This window comes from Nocardioides hankookensis (genome assembly GCF_042658885.1).
Classification (GTDB): domain Bacteria; phylum Actinomycetota; class Actinomycetes; order Propionibacteriales; family Nocardioidaceae; genus Nocardioides; species Nocardioides hankookensis.
Genome location: NZ_JBHSRJ010000009.1, coordinates 587,653 through 601,000, shown reverse-complemented (window position 1 = coordinate 601,000; position 13,348 = coordinate 587,653). Strand labels below are relative to the sequence as shown.

Genomic DNA, 13,348 nt, shown 5'->3' with positions numbered 1-13,348 from the left:
ACACCACCAGTCCGGGAGACACCATGACGATCGCGACCACCGCGCCGAGCCGAATCTCGGCCGCGCAGGCGAAGCGGTTCATCATCCCGGTCGCCGTCATCGCGGGACTCGCGGTGCTGGCCTCGGTGGCCGGGATCCCGTGGACGGGGGCCAGCGAGGCGGCGACGGGGATCCGCCTCCAGGCCGAGCCCGGCCAGGGCGCCACGCTCACCATCAGCAAGCTCGAGCCCGGTGACTCGGCGACCAAGACCGTGACGATCCGCAACTCCAGCACCACGGAGTCGCGGCTCTCGTTCGAGGAGAACGCCGACCCGGCCACCTTCGCCGGCGGCGCGCTCAACCTGAAGATCCAGCAGGACGGGCACACCGTCTACGACGGCCTGTTCGGCGAGATGAACGACGTGACGCAGGACGTCGGCAACCTCGCCCCGGGCGGGTCCAGCAAGTTCACCTTCACGGTGTCGTTGCCCGACGACGCGCCGTTCGCGAACCAGGGAGCACCGGCGGTCGCGACCTACACGTGGGTCAACACCGACGCCCCGGAGGAATGACACACCGAACCACCTCACAACTGAAGAGCTGGGACCGATAAGCCCTGGAGCAGTGCAGGACAGGGCCGACCGGTCTCCGGTCTGACGACCGCCACCCGCGTATCTGGGGGGAACGCGGACGGCGTCGTCGGACCACGACACGGGCGAGGAGTTCCGGCGCAATCTGGGGGGATGCGTCGGGGCGATCCGCTCCGAGGACGGGCCTGTCGGTCCAGCGCTGTTTGGGGGGAGCGCCGGGCCGACAGGTCCACCCCCGTTTTCCCTCGAGTTCTCGGAAAGCCAGCACCATGGAGATCGAAACCGCAGCCCGCCTCCCGGCGCCCACGCCGTGGAGGCGCTTGGTGCTGTTCGTGGTGCTGCTCGGTCCGGTCACCCTGCTGGTGCTGCTCCCGGTCGGTCTCGGCCTCGAGCGCTACGTCATGACCGGCAGCTCGATGGACGGCAGCATCGGCCGCGGGTCGATCGCCTTCGAGCGCGTCGTGCCCGTCAGCGACCTGCGGGTCGGCGACGTCATCACCTACCCGCACCCCGACGGCTCGGACCAGGACGCCCTCGTCACGCACCGGGTCGTGGCCATCGACCGGGGCGCGATCCGCACCCAGGGCGACGCCCTCGACACGCCCGACCCGTGGGTGCTGCACCCGGACGGACCCACGATCTCTCGGGTCGAGTTCGCGGTGCCGTGGGTCGGCTGGGCCTACCTCGTCCTCTTCCACCCGGAGGGCTGGCTGCTGACGGCGGCGTTCGCGGCCGCTCTGGCGCTGCTCCTGTCACGGCGGCTCCGGCACGCGCCCGCGGCGCCGTCCGTAGCAGATCCCTCCGAAGCGGCCGACGCCGGCCGCGCGGTCTGGACGCGCGAGGCGAAACGGTGAGCAGAGCGCTGGACCCGGACCCCCGTGGCCCTATGCTCGCTCCCATGGCGCAACGGGTCCTGGTGGTGGAGGACGAGGAGGACATCGCTTTTCCCCTTGTCCGCACCCTAGAGCGCGAGGGCTACGACGTCGAGTGGGTGGAGAGCGGCCAGAAGGCCCTCGACACGCTCGCCTCGCTCCCCGAGCTCGTGATCCTCGATCTCGGGCTTCCGGACATCGACGGCCTCGAGGTCTGTCGACGGGCTCGCGAAGCCGGCTACACGGGGGCGATCATGATCGTCACCGCCCGTGCCGGCGAGCTCGACCGGGTGGTCGGCCTCGACTACGGGGCCGACGACTACTTGGCCAAGCCGTTCGGGCTGGCCGAGCTGCAGGCGCGCGTGCGTGCCCTGTTGCGCCGTACCTCCTCACCGCAGACCGCCGGCGTCGACGAGGCATCCCCCGACGGGGTGCGCATCGACGTCGAGGCCCGGCGTGTCTACGCCGGCACCGAGGAGGTCCCGCTCACCGGCAAGGAGTTCGAGGTCCTCTCGATCCTGGCCGCCAACCGGGACAAGGTCGTCTCCCGCGGTCGGCTGATGGCCGACGTGTGGGACGAGAACTGGTACGGCTCGACCAAGACGCTCGACGTCACCATCGGTCGGCTCCGCCAGAAGCTCGAATCAGTAGGCGTGACCGATCGCGTGGTGGCCGTTCGAGGTGTGGGTTTCCGCCTCGAAGGCGGCCCCGCGGATGCGTAAGCGCCTCACCGCTGCCTTCATCGTCCTCAGCATCGTCCTCCTCCTGGGGGCGGGGCTGGTGCGCACCTACGTCCTCCAGGACCTGGTCCGCGAGCAGGTCGCCGGCCAGCTCGACCAGGAGGCCGACCTGGTCGCCGCGATCGTCGCCGACCGCGAGGCCGCCGGTGGCACCGTCGACGAGGAGTTCCTGACGACCCTGGTCGGCCCGAAGGACCAGCTGACGTACGACGCCGGCCCGGGCGACGACGACCCCCTGGTCGTCACCGGCAAGGACTACGCGGGCGACGGCGACCCCGACGAGGACGTCTCCGCCGGCGCCACCGTGACCGGCGGCGGGATGGTGACGGTCAGCGAGTCGTCGTCGGTGATCCGCGACGTCATCGGCCGCGACATCGGCTCGATCGCCGCGCTCTTCCTGCTGATCGGCGTCGCCGCCGGCATGGCCGGCTTCCTGATCGCCTCGGCGCTGTCCGCGCCGTTCCAGAAGCTCGCGATCGCCGCCGCCGCCCTCGGCCGGGGCCGCTTCGACCTCGACCTGCCGTCGACCCGGATCCCCGAGGCCAGCTCGATCGCCAACGCGCTGCGCTCCAGCGCGCTCGCGCTCGAGGACCGCGTCCACCGTGAGCGCGCGTTCGCCGAGCACACCTCCCACGTGCTCCGGACCCCGCTCACCGGCATCCGGCTCGAGCTCGAGGACCTCAGCCTTCGCAACGACCTGCCCGAGGACGCCCAGGAGACCGTGGCCCGCTGCCTGGCCCGGGTCGAGGAGGTCTCGGCCGTCGCCGCCGAGCTGGTCGAGATCACCCGTCGCGGCAGCCTGGTCGTCGGCGCCGAGGTACCGATCTCGGACCTCTCGGCGCAGCTCGCCCAGCGCTGGGCCGACCGGCTGGCCGCCCGCAACCGGGCGCTGACCGCGGCGGTCGAGGGCGACCTGACGCTGACCTACACGCCCGGCCCGGTGGAGCACGCCACCGACCTGCTCCTCGCGGACGTCGTACGCCGGGGGACCGGTGCGGTGCGGATCGTCTTCAACGCCGCCGCCGACGGGCACCTGCGCATCACCGTGCTCTGCGCGGGCCACACCCCGGGCACCGAGCTCGGCGGCGAGACCGTCGACCGGCTGAGCCAGGTGCGTGCGGTCGTGGAGGCCCTCGGCGGCCGGGTGACCGGCGACCATCCCGCCGACGGCATCGAGGTCCTGCTCCCGCGCCGCTGACGGCACAATGGCGCCCATGACGCGCCCCGTGGAGACCTGGCTGACCGACATGGACGGCGTGCTCGTCCACGAGGAGGTGCCGATCCCGGGCGCCCAGGAGTTCATCGAGGCGCTCAAGTCGTCGGGCCGCCCCTTCCTGGTGCTCACGAACAACTCGATCTTCACCCCGCGCGACCTGCGCGCCCGCCTGCTCGGCAGCGGCATCGACGTGCCCGAGTCGGCGATCTGGACCTCGGCGCTGGCCACCGCGCAGTTCCTCGAGGAGCAGCGCCCGCACGGCACGGCGTACGTCGTGGGGGAGGCGGGGTTGACCACCGCGCTGCACGACGTCGGCTACGTGATGACCGACCGCGACCCCGACTACGTGGTGCTGGGGGAGACCCGCACCTACTCGTTCGAGGCGATCACCCGGGCGATCCGGCTGGTCGCGGGCGGCGCGCGGTTCATCGCGACCAACCCCGACCCCAGCGGCCCCAGCCAGCACGGCCTGCTGCCGGCGACCGGCTCGGTCGCGGCCCTGATCAGCACGGCGACCGGGCGCACGCCGTACTTCATCGGCAAGCCGAACCCGCTGATGATGCGCAGCGCGCTCAACCGGCTCGAGGCGCACTCGGAGACGACCGTGATGATCGGCGACCGGATGGACACCGACATCATCAGCGGCCTCGAGGCGGGGCTGCGCACGATCCTGGTCACCACCGGCTCGACCCGGCCCGAGCAGGTCGAGACGTTCCCCTACCGGCCGACCCGGGTGGTCGACTCGATCGCGGACCTGGTTTCCGAGGTTGCTGGGCAAACCGATGGCGGGAGCGCTCCCACCGCCGTAGGGTGACCGCGTGACCGAGCCCACAGTGCGCCCGCGGTGGGCTGCGCTGTGGCGGTCGGCACCGCTGCGGCTGTTCCGCACGCCGGGGTGGCTGGCGCTGGTCCTGGTCGCGGTCACGCTCCTGGTCGCCTCCTTCGTGGCCCCGCCGCTCTTCGCCGCCACCGCGCGCTCGACCGCACTGGGCGAGGGGCTCGGTGCGGCCGCGGGTGCGCCGTACGGCCGCGACTCGGGCGACCTGCGCGTCACCTGGGACGCCGTGCTGCCCCCGGACGCCGAGGCGCTCGTGGTCCGGCGGCTGCAGGCGCTGACCGGGTACGGCGCGCCCGCGATCACCGCGACCGGCATCGGGCAGAGCCGGACCCGCAAGGGCGTCGTGGCGGCCGCGGGTCGCACGGAGCCGTCGGTGCTGTGGACCCACGACGGCGCGATCGAGGCGCTCGGCGGCGACGAGGACGACCCGGGCATCTGGCTGGCCGCCGACGTCGCCCGGCGGCTCGGCCTCGAGGTCGGCGACCGCGTCCAGATCGGGCTCCAGCAGACCTTCCTCCCCGACGCCCCCCAGCTCAGCCCGACGGTCCTCGCCGGCACCTACGAGACGGCGCCCGGCTCGTCGCTCCCGACCGCGCTGCGCGGCATGCCGGACGCCGAGCGGTGGTACCTGCCGGTCGACCCCGACGACCCGTCGCACGGCAGCCCGCTCGCCATCGGCAACCGCCGCACGATCGACCGGCTGCTGCTGCGCACCGGCGAGGCCCCGTTCTACGTCGCCGACCTACGGCTCCACGACGGCATCACGCCCGACGACGCCACCACGACCGTGCGGCAGGTGCAGCAGCTCGCGGACGACGCCTTCGCCTCGACGCCGCTGGCCTCGGCGCTCAGCCAGGGCCTGCCCCTCGGTGGTGCCGAGCTCGCGGTCGCGACCGGGCTCCCCGACATCGTCTTCGAGGCCGACGCCACGGCCGACAGCGCCCGCGACCAGGTCCGGCCGTACGCCGTGGCCGGACAGGTCCTCGCGGCCGCCCTCCTGGTCGCCGGCTGGGTGCTGCTCGGACGGAGCCGCCGCCGGGAGCAGCTGCTCGCCTCGGGACTCGGGCTGCGCCCGGCCGAGGTGGCCGCGCTGGCCGCGCTCGAGGTGCTGATCGCCTGCGTGGTCGCCGCGCCCCTCGGCATCGCCCTGGCCTGCCTCGGCGTCCTGACCGCGGGCCCGCCGACCGACGCCGGGCTCGCCGTCGCCTCCGACGACGTGGTCCGGGCAGTGCTCGCCGCCGGTGCCGCGCTGCTGCTCGTCGCCGCGACCACCGCCCTGGCCGCGATGGGCACCGACCGGATGGACCGGCTCTCGCGGTTGGGTCGCGGCCGTCGCGCGGTCCCCTGGACCGCCGCCCTGCTGGCCGCCACAGTCGTCGTCGCGGCGGCGGTGCTCACCATCGAGGTCGGCGACCGCAGCGGGTCCGCGCTGACGATGGTCTTCCCGGTGCTCGTCGCGGCCTCCGTGGCCGTGCTGATCTCGCGTGGGGTCGCCTGGCTCCGCGGTCGACGGCTCGGGCGGACGAAGGCCGGCAGTGCCCGGTGGCTGGCCACCCGGCGTACCGGCCAGGTGATGCGAGAGGTCACCGCGCTGACCGCGGTCGTGGGGATCGCGCTGGGGCTCTTCGCCTACGCGCTGACCGTGCACCGCGGGATCGAGGAGGGGGTGGCCGACAAGACCGCCGCCCTGGCCGGCGCGTCGACGTCGATCGAGGTGGCCGAGGACTTCCGCGGCAAGAAGATGCGCGGCCTGGTGACCCCGCCCGCCGACGGGACCTCGATCGTGTGGCGGCGCTCGGTCGCGATCCTGCCCGACTTCGGCGACGAGCCCCTGATGTCGATCGAGCCGACCAGCTTCGAGGGCGTCGCCGACTGGGGCCGCTCGGGCGAGCTCGACGCCGGCCGCGACCTGCTGCCGCGCCTGGAGCGCACCGTGAAGGGCGGCAACCCGCGGGTCCTCCCGGTGATCCTCGCCGGCACCACCGACTCCGAGGTCGGCGACCAGGGCACCCTCGACTTCAACTCGGAGTTCCAGATCTCGTTCGAGGTCGTCGGCGTCGTGTCGGCGTTCCCCGGCTCGGAGACCGAGACCGGCAACTCGACGGTGGTCGCCAGCAGCCGCCGGCTCTTCCGGCTCGTCCTCAAGACCGTCAACCCCAAGCTGGAGGGCGCCTCCAGCAAGGACGCCGGCGCGTTCGAGTCGTGGGTGTGGTCCGACGGCTCGTCCGCCCAGCTGCGCCGCGACCTCCGCGCCGCCGGCGTCGCGAACGACGGCGACGTCGTGACCTCCGCCGAGGAGGCGATCTCCAACGGGCTGATCGCCTCGACCTGGGCCGCCGGCTACGTCCTCGCGCTCGGCGTCGTCATGCTCGTGCTGGCCCTGGCCGGCGCACTGGTCCTCGCGCTCCGGCTGGCCGACCGCGACACCGTCTCCGACGTGCTGCTGTCCCGGATGGGCTGGTCGTCGCGCGAGCTCGCCCGGTCGCGCTCCTGGGAGGTCGCGTACGCCGTCGCGACCGCCGTCCTCGCCGCGCTGGTCGCCGGCGCCGTCCTGGTGCTCGGCCCCACCATCATCGACGCGGCCGCGACCATCCCGCCGCTCACCCGCCCGCGTCCCGGCGTCGCGGACCTGGTCGTCCTGCTCGTCGTGCTGGTCGTGACGGTGCTGCTCGCCTGGCTCCTCGGCACCCGCCGCGCGAGCCGGCGCAATCCGGCGGAGGTGCTTCGTGGTGGTGGCTGAGACCGTGTCCGCTCCCGCCGTCAGCTGCGAGGACCTGGTCAAGGTCTTCCGGTCGGCGACCGGGGAGACCCATGCCCTGCGCGGCATCGGGCTCGAGGTGCACCCGGGCGCGTTGACCGTCGTCGCCGGGCCGTCCGGCTCGGGCAAGAGCAGCCTGCTGACGATGCTGGGCGCCCGCGACCGGCCGAGCGCCGGCACCCTGACCGTTCTGGGCAGCGACATCGGCGCCGCCTCGACCCGCGACCTGCGCCGGCTGCGGCGCAGCCGGATCGGGTTCGTGCCGCAGCGCTCCGCGCTCGCGGTCTTCCCGCACCTGCGCGCCGTCGACCAGCTCCGCCAGGTCTCGTCGTGGCGCGGCGCCGACGGCGACCCGGCCGAGGCCCTCACCGCGGTCGGCCTCGAGCACCGCGCCGACCACCTGCCGCTCGCGCTCTCCGGCGGCGAGCAGCAGCGCCTCGCCGTCGCGCTGGCCCTGGCCGGCCGACCCGCGCTGGTGGTCGCCGACGAGCCGACCGCCGAGCTCGACCACGCCAACGCCGACGTCGTCGTCGACGCACTGCTGGCCGCGGCCGCCGACGGCGTCGCGGTGGTGATCAGCAGCCACGACGAGCGGATCATGCACCGCGCCGACCGGCTGCTCCGACTGCGCCACGGCGTGCTCTCCAGCGAGACCACCCGCCGCGACACCACCGGCGTCATCGACGCGACCGGCCGGCTCCAGCTGCCCCCGGCCGTGCTCGACCTCTTCCCCTCGCGCCGCGTGATCGTCGAGGTCGACGCCGACGGCGTACGCCTGCGGGCGCCGGAGGGGGAGTCGTGACCGCGCTCGAGCTGGTCGGCGTCGCCCACGGGTACGGCGCGGGCGGGCGCCGCGTCGAGGTGCTCCACGACATCTCCGTGCGCGTCGAGCCGGGCGAGCTGGTCGCCCTGGCCGGCCCGTCGGGCTCCGGCAAGTCGACCGTCTGCCACCTCGCGGCGGGCATCGAGCACCCCGACCACGGCACCGCGACCCTCGACGGCCGCCCGACCGCGGAGATCGCCGACTGGTCGATGATCGCCGTGGTGCCGCAGCAGCACGGCCTGCTCGCGGGGCTGACCGTCGAGGACAACATCGTGCTGCCGGCCCACCGGGCCCGCGTCGACCCGGCCGAGCGGTTCGCCCGGCTGGCCGAGGACCTCGACCTGGTGGCGTTCGCGCGGCGCGGGGTCACCGACACCTCGCTCGGCGAGCAGCAGCGGGTCGCGGTGGCCCGGGCGCTGGTCCTCGACCCGCGGCTCGCGGTGCTCGACGAGCCGACCGGGCACCAGGACGACGACCACGTCGGCCAGGTGATCGGGGTCCTCGCGGACGCCGCCCGGGCCGGCTCGGCGGTGCTCGTGGCGACCCACGACCAGCGCGTCTGGGAGGTCGCGCACCGCGTCGTACGCCTCGAGGACGGGCGCGTCCTGGGCTGAACTACACGGCTCGAACTGTGTGATCTGCGTCCAGTTGGGCGACGATTTCACGCGGGGGATGTGGCCTGCGCCACGGAAACCGTCGTTTGTGGAATCGTGATCCGTACTTTCGCGTGGCTACCGTCGTTGACGATTGCACCAAGCACACCGGTCCCCGAGCACGCCGAGTCCTGCCCGCTCACGGTACCGGTCCGCCAGGTCGGACACTCGGACCGATCGACGATCTGAAACAGCACGGGCAGGAGTGGGGGATCCACCTTCGCGGCCACACGGCCGCTCGGGGTGAAGCCGCCGACTGGCGGCCGGGCACCTTCCTGCCCGAACCCGACAGCTAACCCCGCAGGCGTGGGAAGGAAACCACGCTATGTCTCTTGCCCTGCCCACAGCTCTGCCGACCCTGGCCCGCGCCTGCGGCCGGACCGGCGTCCGGGTCGCCCTCAGCGGCGCCCTCGCCGTCGGCCTGCTCACGTCGGCGCCGACCTCCGACGCGCACGCCGCCGTCGCCGCGACCCACGCGGCCGCCGCGAAGCACCCGAAGCCGAAGCACCACCGGCCCAAGCACTCCAAGGTCTTCCGCGCGATGACCACCGCGGTCGCCCAGAAGGGCGACCCCTACGCGTACGGCGCGGCCGGCCCGAACCGGTTCGACTGCTCCGGCCTGACCTACTACAGCTTCCGCCGCGCCGGCATCCACGGCATCCCGCGGACCTCCTCGGCGCAGGCCCACTTCGCGCGGCACATCTCGCGCAGCGCCATGAAGCGCGGCGACCTGATGTTCTTCACCGACGGTGGCGGCGTCTACCACGTCGGCGTGTACGCCGGCTGGAAGCACGGTCGCCGGCTCGTGCTGCACGCGCCGTACTCCGGCACCCGGGTGCGCACCGACCCCGTGTGGACCAACAGCTGGTTCCCGGGCACCCTGCGCGGGCGCTGAGGCACCGCCGCTGAGCGGGAGCGGGATCAGCTGAACTTGAAGGAGGCGAGCCCCTCCGCGATCAGCTGCTCCCGCTCGGCCGCTGGGATCTTCGGGTCCAGGGCGTAGCGGATCGTGGTCTCATAGCCGTTGTCCCGGACGGCGAAGACGTCCTCCACGGCATACCGGTCCCTCTTGCCGGAGATGTGGTAGAAGGTGACGCCGTCGATCTCCTGGTCGGGCAGGCGCTTGTACCCCTTCTTCTCGTACGAGTCCTTCACGGCGTCGTACATGAGGTCCAGCGGCAACGTCGGGCCGGCGTACTCCAGGGCCATGAGGGTGACGCTGCTGGTGAAGTCGGGCGACGAGGCGTCGACGGAGAAGTCGACGATCTTCTTCGTCCTCTTGTAGCCCTCCGGGGCGTTCATCGTCGCGTTCGGCATCTTCAGCTGCGGCCCGGTGGCCGGCGCCACGCTCGGTGACGCGTCGTCGGACGGCGACGCGGACGTGCTGTCGCCGGAGGACGACGCCGAGGGCGACGTGGTGGGGTCGGCCTTCGTGCCGGGGTCGTCGTCGTTGCACCCGGCGAGCGCGAGGGTGAGGCCGAGGACGGCGATGGCGACGACAGCACGGGGGCGGGACACGGTGCCTCCTGGTGGTCCGAGAACGTCGTGGTCACCCTTCCCCGCGCGGGCGCGCGATGAAACCGGACGAGCAGCAGGGCCGGGGAGGTTTTGTCGCCGCGCCAACGGGGGAGGTGGGGCTACGAGGGCGCTACGGCGCGAACGGACTCTTTCTTCGGGGGAAGCGCTGAGATGACGACGGGACCACTGGACATCCTGACGATGCTGGGGCTGCCAGAAGCCCTGGTGAACTCGTGCAGGGACATCCTCGAGACACATGCCGGTGAGATCCACCAGGCCGGACCGACCACGATCAACGGGGTCTTCGGCGGCTCGGACGCCGGCTCCGACCTCGACAACCAGGTCAGCATCGCGCACCAGCACGTGAAGGATGCGCTGGAGGAGATGGTCGAGGGCCTGCGGGGCTACGCGACGAACCTCAACGAGTTCTCGCGGCACCTCAACGACACCGACCTCCAGGCCGCGGCCGACCTGACGCCGAGCCGCAAGAACGAGCTCGCGGACGCCGCGTCCCACCTCAACTCGCACAACTTCCACGGTGACCGCTCGGGAGGTGAGGGCTGATGGTGCGCGGACCCCAGGCCGAGCGCCTGACCAAGGCCGTCACCGGCGGCAACCCGGGCGCGGTGAACGGCGCCGCCACGGAGTGGCAGAAGTGCAGTGACGTGCTCACCGGGGTGGGCGACTACCTCAGGAACGCGGCCGGCACCGTCAAGTGGGCGATCGGTGGCGAGACCGGCCCGGCCGTCGACGCCGCCTTCCAGAAGTCCGCCGACGCGATGGAGGCCAAGGCGCAGGTCCTGCTCAAGGGCCACCACGCCCTCCGCCACGCCGGCGACGCGATCCAGACCGCGATCGACCACGAGGCGAAGCTCGAGGACATGTCGGAGCCCACGCCGTACCGGGCGCCCGGCAACAACGCGACCGACGAGGAGCTCGCCAAGGAGGCGACGAGCAAGTCGAAGGAGTCGGCCTTCGCCTCCGCGTTCGCCGCGCAGGAGGAGAAGGCGCGCGCCCACGCCGACGCGCTCGACGAGGCCCTCGGCAAGTCGTCGGCGACGATGAAGGAGATCCACGGCGAGCCCGACCCGCCGCCTCCACCCCCGCCGCCCAGCAGCGCCCCCGGCCGGTCTGGCGGCGGCTCCGCCGGGGTCGGGCCGATGTCGACGGCGACCATCGGCAGCGGCCACGCCGACCCGGGCCACGGGACCACCGGCACCGAGCCGAAGCACCCGCCACGCAACCCGACGACGACCGTCGACTACGTGCCCAACAACACCGGCGGGACCGACGGCACCGGCACCTACGACCCGACGGTGGCCGGCGGTACGACGATGCCGGGCACCCCGATCGGCGGTGCGGAGATCGCCGGACCCGGCTCGTCCGGTCCTGGCCTCGGTGTCCTCGGTGCGACTGGTGGCGGCGCGGCCGCCGGCCTGATCGGCGCCAAGCTCACCAACGCGCTCCGCGGCGGTGGCCTGCTGCCGGGCTCGGGCGGCGCGGCCGCGACGGCCGGTCGTGGCACCGCGTCGAGTGCCGTGCGCGGCATCGGCAGCTCGGCCCGCACCGGCGGCGCCGGCACCCTCGGACGCAGCGGTGCGGCCTCCACCGCCGCCGGCAAGTCCGCCACCTCCGGCACGTCCGGCCGCTCGGGTGCCGGTGCCACCGGTCGCTCGGGCTCGGGCGCCGGTGGTCGCGGCTCTGGCTCCGGCGGGCGTGGTGGCTCGGGTGGTCGTAGCGGCTCGGGCGGACGCTCCGGCGCCGGCCCCACCGGCCGTTCCGGTCGCGGCAAGGACGACGAGAAGGGCAAGAAGAAGGAGCTCTTCGACGTCGGCGAGGAGTGGGTCGACGACGAGGGAGCCGCCCCCGGCGTCCTCGACTGACCTCGCTGGCAGGTCTCGGGCAGGGATAGTCCCTGACGTTGTGGTCCTCCGATGGCACTCGGAAGGGCCGAAACGTCAGGGACTATCCCTTTGCTCGTTCGCTCGTTGTCCACAGGGAGCGATCTCGGGCTGTTTCGCCGGGGTGGCTGCAGGCAAGACTGGCTGCGAAGGATCCATCTCGGGAGCCCTGCATGTCCCTGACTCACCCCTCGGTACGCCGTACCCACGACAGCGCCGGTGCGCACGACGAGCTCGTCGAGCACCTCGACCAGCAGGTCCGCGAGCACGTACGCCGTGAGGGTGTCGACCCGCAGCGCGAGGCGGCCCTCGTCCGCCGGATCGCCGAGGGCGTCGTCCGCGAGCACGACGACCGCAGCCTGACCGGTGTCGTCGCCCCGGTCCCCGACGTCGGCGTGATGGTCGGTGAGCTGGTCGCGCGGGTGTCCGGCTTCGGTCCGCTCCAGCCGTTCCTCGACGACGACAGCGTCGAGGAGGTGTGGATCAACGACCCGAGCCGGGTCTTCATCGCCCGCAACGGCCGCCACGAGCTCACGACGCTGGTGCTGACCAGCGCCCAGGTCCAGGAGCTCGTCGAGCGGATGCTCAAGTCGTCCGGGCGCCGCATCGACATGAGCAGCCCTTTCGTCGACGCGATGCTCCCTGAGGGCCACCGGCTGCACGTCGTCCTCGAGGGCATCAGCCGCGGATTCTCCGCAGTCAACATCCGCAAGTTCGTGCTCCGCGCCGGCCGGCTGAGCCAGCTCGTCGAGCTCGGCAGCATGACGCCGTCCGCCGCGGCGTTCCTCGAGGCGTCGGTGCGTGCCGGGCTCAACATCCTGGTCGCCGGCTCGACCCAGGCCGGCAAGACGACGCTCCTCAACTGCCTCGCGGCCGCCATCCCCGGCGGGGACCGGATCGTGTCGGCCGAGGAGGTCTTCGAGCTGCGCTTCCCGCACCCCGACTGGGTCGCGCTGCAGACCCGCCAGTCGGGCCTCGAGGGCACCGGCGAGATCCAGCTCCGCGACCTGGTCAAGGAGAGCCTGCGCATGCGGCCCAGCCGGATCATCGTCGGCGAGGTCAGGGCCGAGGAGTGTCTCGACCTGCTCCTGGCCCTCAACGCCGGCCTGCCCGGCATGTGCACCATCCACGCCAACAGCGCGCGGGAGGCCCTCGTCAAGATGTGCACGCTGCCGCTGCTCGCCGGAGAGAACATCTCCGCCCGCTTCGTGGTCCCGACCGTCGCGTCGTCGGTCGACCTCGTCGTCCACCTCGGCATCGACGAGCGCGGCGTACGCCGGGTCAACGAGATCGTCGGCGTGCCGGGTCGCGTCGAGCAGGACGTCATCGAGACCGAGCCGGTGTTCGTGCGCCGTGGTGGCGAGCTGCAGCGCGCCGGTGGCATGCCGCCGCACCTGGAACGCTACGAACGCGCCGGCATCGACGTGCACCGGATCGTGGCCGGAGCCCCGTGATGGGAG

The 13,348-nt window shown here is 73.0% G+C and carries 13 protein-coding genes and 1 riboswitch; of the genes, 12 read left to right on the top strand and 1 reads right to left on the bottom strand.

Features of this window, described 5'->3' with window-relative positions:
• Positions 1 to 23: 23 nt before the first annotated feature.
• The 9 genes from ACFPYL_RS22500 (at position 24) to ACFPYL_RS22460 (ending at position 9,364) form a co-directional block, all read left to right on the top strand.
• Positions 24 to 551, top strand: a complete 528-nt coding sequence (locus ACFPYL_RS22500; protein WP_379159851.1) for a hypothetical protein — start codon at positions 24 to 26, stop codon at positions 549 to 551.
• A 287-nt stretch (positions 552 to 838) separates the two neighbouring features.
• Entirely contained in the window at positions 839 to 1,423 is a 585-nt protein-coding gene (locus tag ACFPYL_RS22495; protein ID WP_379159848.1) for a hypothetical protein, read from the top strand.
• A 44-nt stretch (positions 1,424 to 1,467) separates the two neighbouring features.
• The gene (locus ACFPYL_RS22490; protein ID WP_379159845.1) at positions 1,468 to 2,163 is read left to right on the top strand and encodes a response regulator transcription factor; all 696 of its coding nucleotides are present in this window, start codon (positions 1,468 to 1,470) and stop codon (positions 2,161 to 2,163) included.
• Complete coding sequence (locus ACFPYL_RS22485) at positions 2,156 to 3,379, top strand: histidine kinase dimerization/phospho-acceptor domain-containing protein (RefSeq protein ID WP_379159842.1); 1,224 nt, start codon at positions 2,156 to 2,158, stop codon at positions 3,377 to 3,379. The genes ACFPYL_RS22490 and ACFPYL_RS22485 overlap by 8 nt, the downstream gene beginning before the upstream one ends.
• A gap of 7 nt (positions 3,380 to 3,386) precedes the next feature.
• Positions 3,387 to 4,211, top strand: coding sequence for an HAD-IIA family hydrolase (locus tag ACFPYL_RS22480; protein ID WP_379159839.1), 825 nt, complete (start codon positions 3,387 to 3,389; stop codon positions 4,209 to 4,211).
• 4 nt (positions 4,212 to 4,215) lie between these two features.
• On the top strand, positions 4,216 to 6,975 hold the full coding sequence (locus ACFPYL_RS22475) for a hypothetical protein (protein ID WP_379159836.1): 2,760 nt from the start codon (positions 4,216 to 4,218) through the stop codon (positions 6,973 to 6,975).
• Positions 6,968 to 7,795, top strand: a complete 828-nt coding sequence (locus tag ACFPYL_RS22470) for an ABC transporter ATP-binding protein (protein WP_379159833.1) — start codon at positions 6,968 to 6,970, stop codon at positions 7,793 to 7,795. The genes ACFPYL_RS22475 and ACFPYL_RS22470 overlap by 8 nt, the downstream gene beginning before the upstream one ends.
• Positions 7,792 to 8,430: an ABC transporter ATP-binding protein gene (locus ACFPYL_RS22465; RefSeq protein WP_379159830.1), complete on the top strand. Its 639-nt coding sequence runs from the start codon at positions 7,792 to 7,794 to the stop codon at positions 8,428 to 8,430. The genes ACFPYL_RS22470 and ACFPYL_RS22465 overlap by 4 nt, the downstream gene beginning before the upstream one ends.
• A 214-nt stretch (positions 8,431 to 8,644) precedes the next feature.
• Positions 8,645 to 8,788, top strand: a riboswitch (cyclic di-AMP (ydaO/yuaA leader).
• Between the two features lie 6 nt (positions 8,789 to 8,794).
• On the top strand, positions 8,795 to 9,364 hold the full coding sequence (locus ACFPYL_RS22460) for a C40 family peptidase (protein ID WP_379159827.1): 570 nt from the start codon (positions 8,795 to 8,797) through the stop codon (positions 9,362 to 9,364).
• A gap of 26 nt (positions 9,365 to 9,390) precedes the next feature.
• Here ACFPYL_RS22460 and ACFPYL_RS22455 read toward each other — a convergent pair whose 3' ends face one another.
• Positions 9,391 to 9,987: a hypothetical protein gene (locus tag ACFPYL_RS22455; RefSeq protein ID WP_379159824.1), complete on the bottom strand. Its 597-nt coding sequence runs from the start codon at positions 9,985 to 9,987 to the stop codon at positions 9,391 to 9,393.
• Positions 9,988 to 10,158: 171 nt separating this feature from the next.
• On the opposite strand from ACFPYL_RS22455, the gene ACFPYL_RS22450 reads away from it, so the two are divergent.
• The 3 genes from ACFPYL_RS22450 (at position 10,159) to ACFPYL_RS22440 (ending at position 13,342) form a co-directional block, all read left to right on the top strand.
• A complete protein-coding gene (locus ACFPYL_RS22450; RefSeq protein WP_379159822.1) occupies positions 10,159 to 10,551 on the top strand; it encodes a hypothetical protein in 393 nt (130 codons plus the stop codon).
• Complete coding sequence (locus ACFPYL_RS22445; protein WP_379159819.1) at positions 10,551 to 11,870, top strand: hypothetical protein; 1,320 nt, start codon at positions 10,551 to 10,553, stop codon at positions 11,868 to 11,870. Before ACFPYL_RS22450 ends, ACFPYL_RS22445 begins: the two co-directional genes overlap by 1 nt.
• 191 nt (positions 11,871 to 12,061) lie before the next feature.
• Entirely contained in the window at positions 12,062 to 13,342 is a 1,281-nt protein-coding gene (locus tag ACFPYL_RS22440; RefSeq protein ID WP_379159816.1) for a CpaF family protein, read from the top strand.
• Positions 13,343 to 13,348 lie beyond the last annotated feature (6 nt).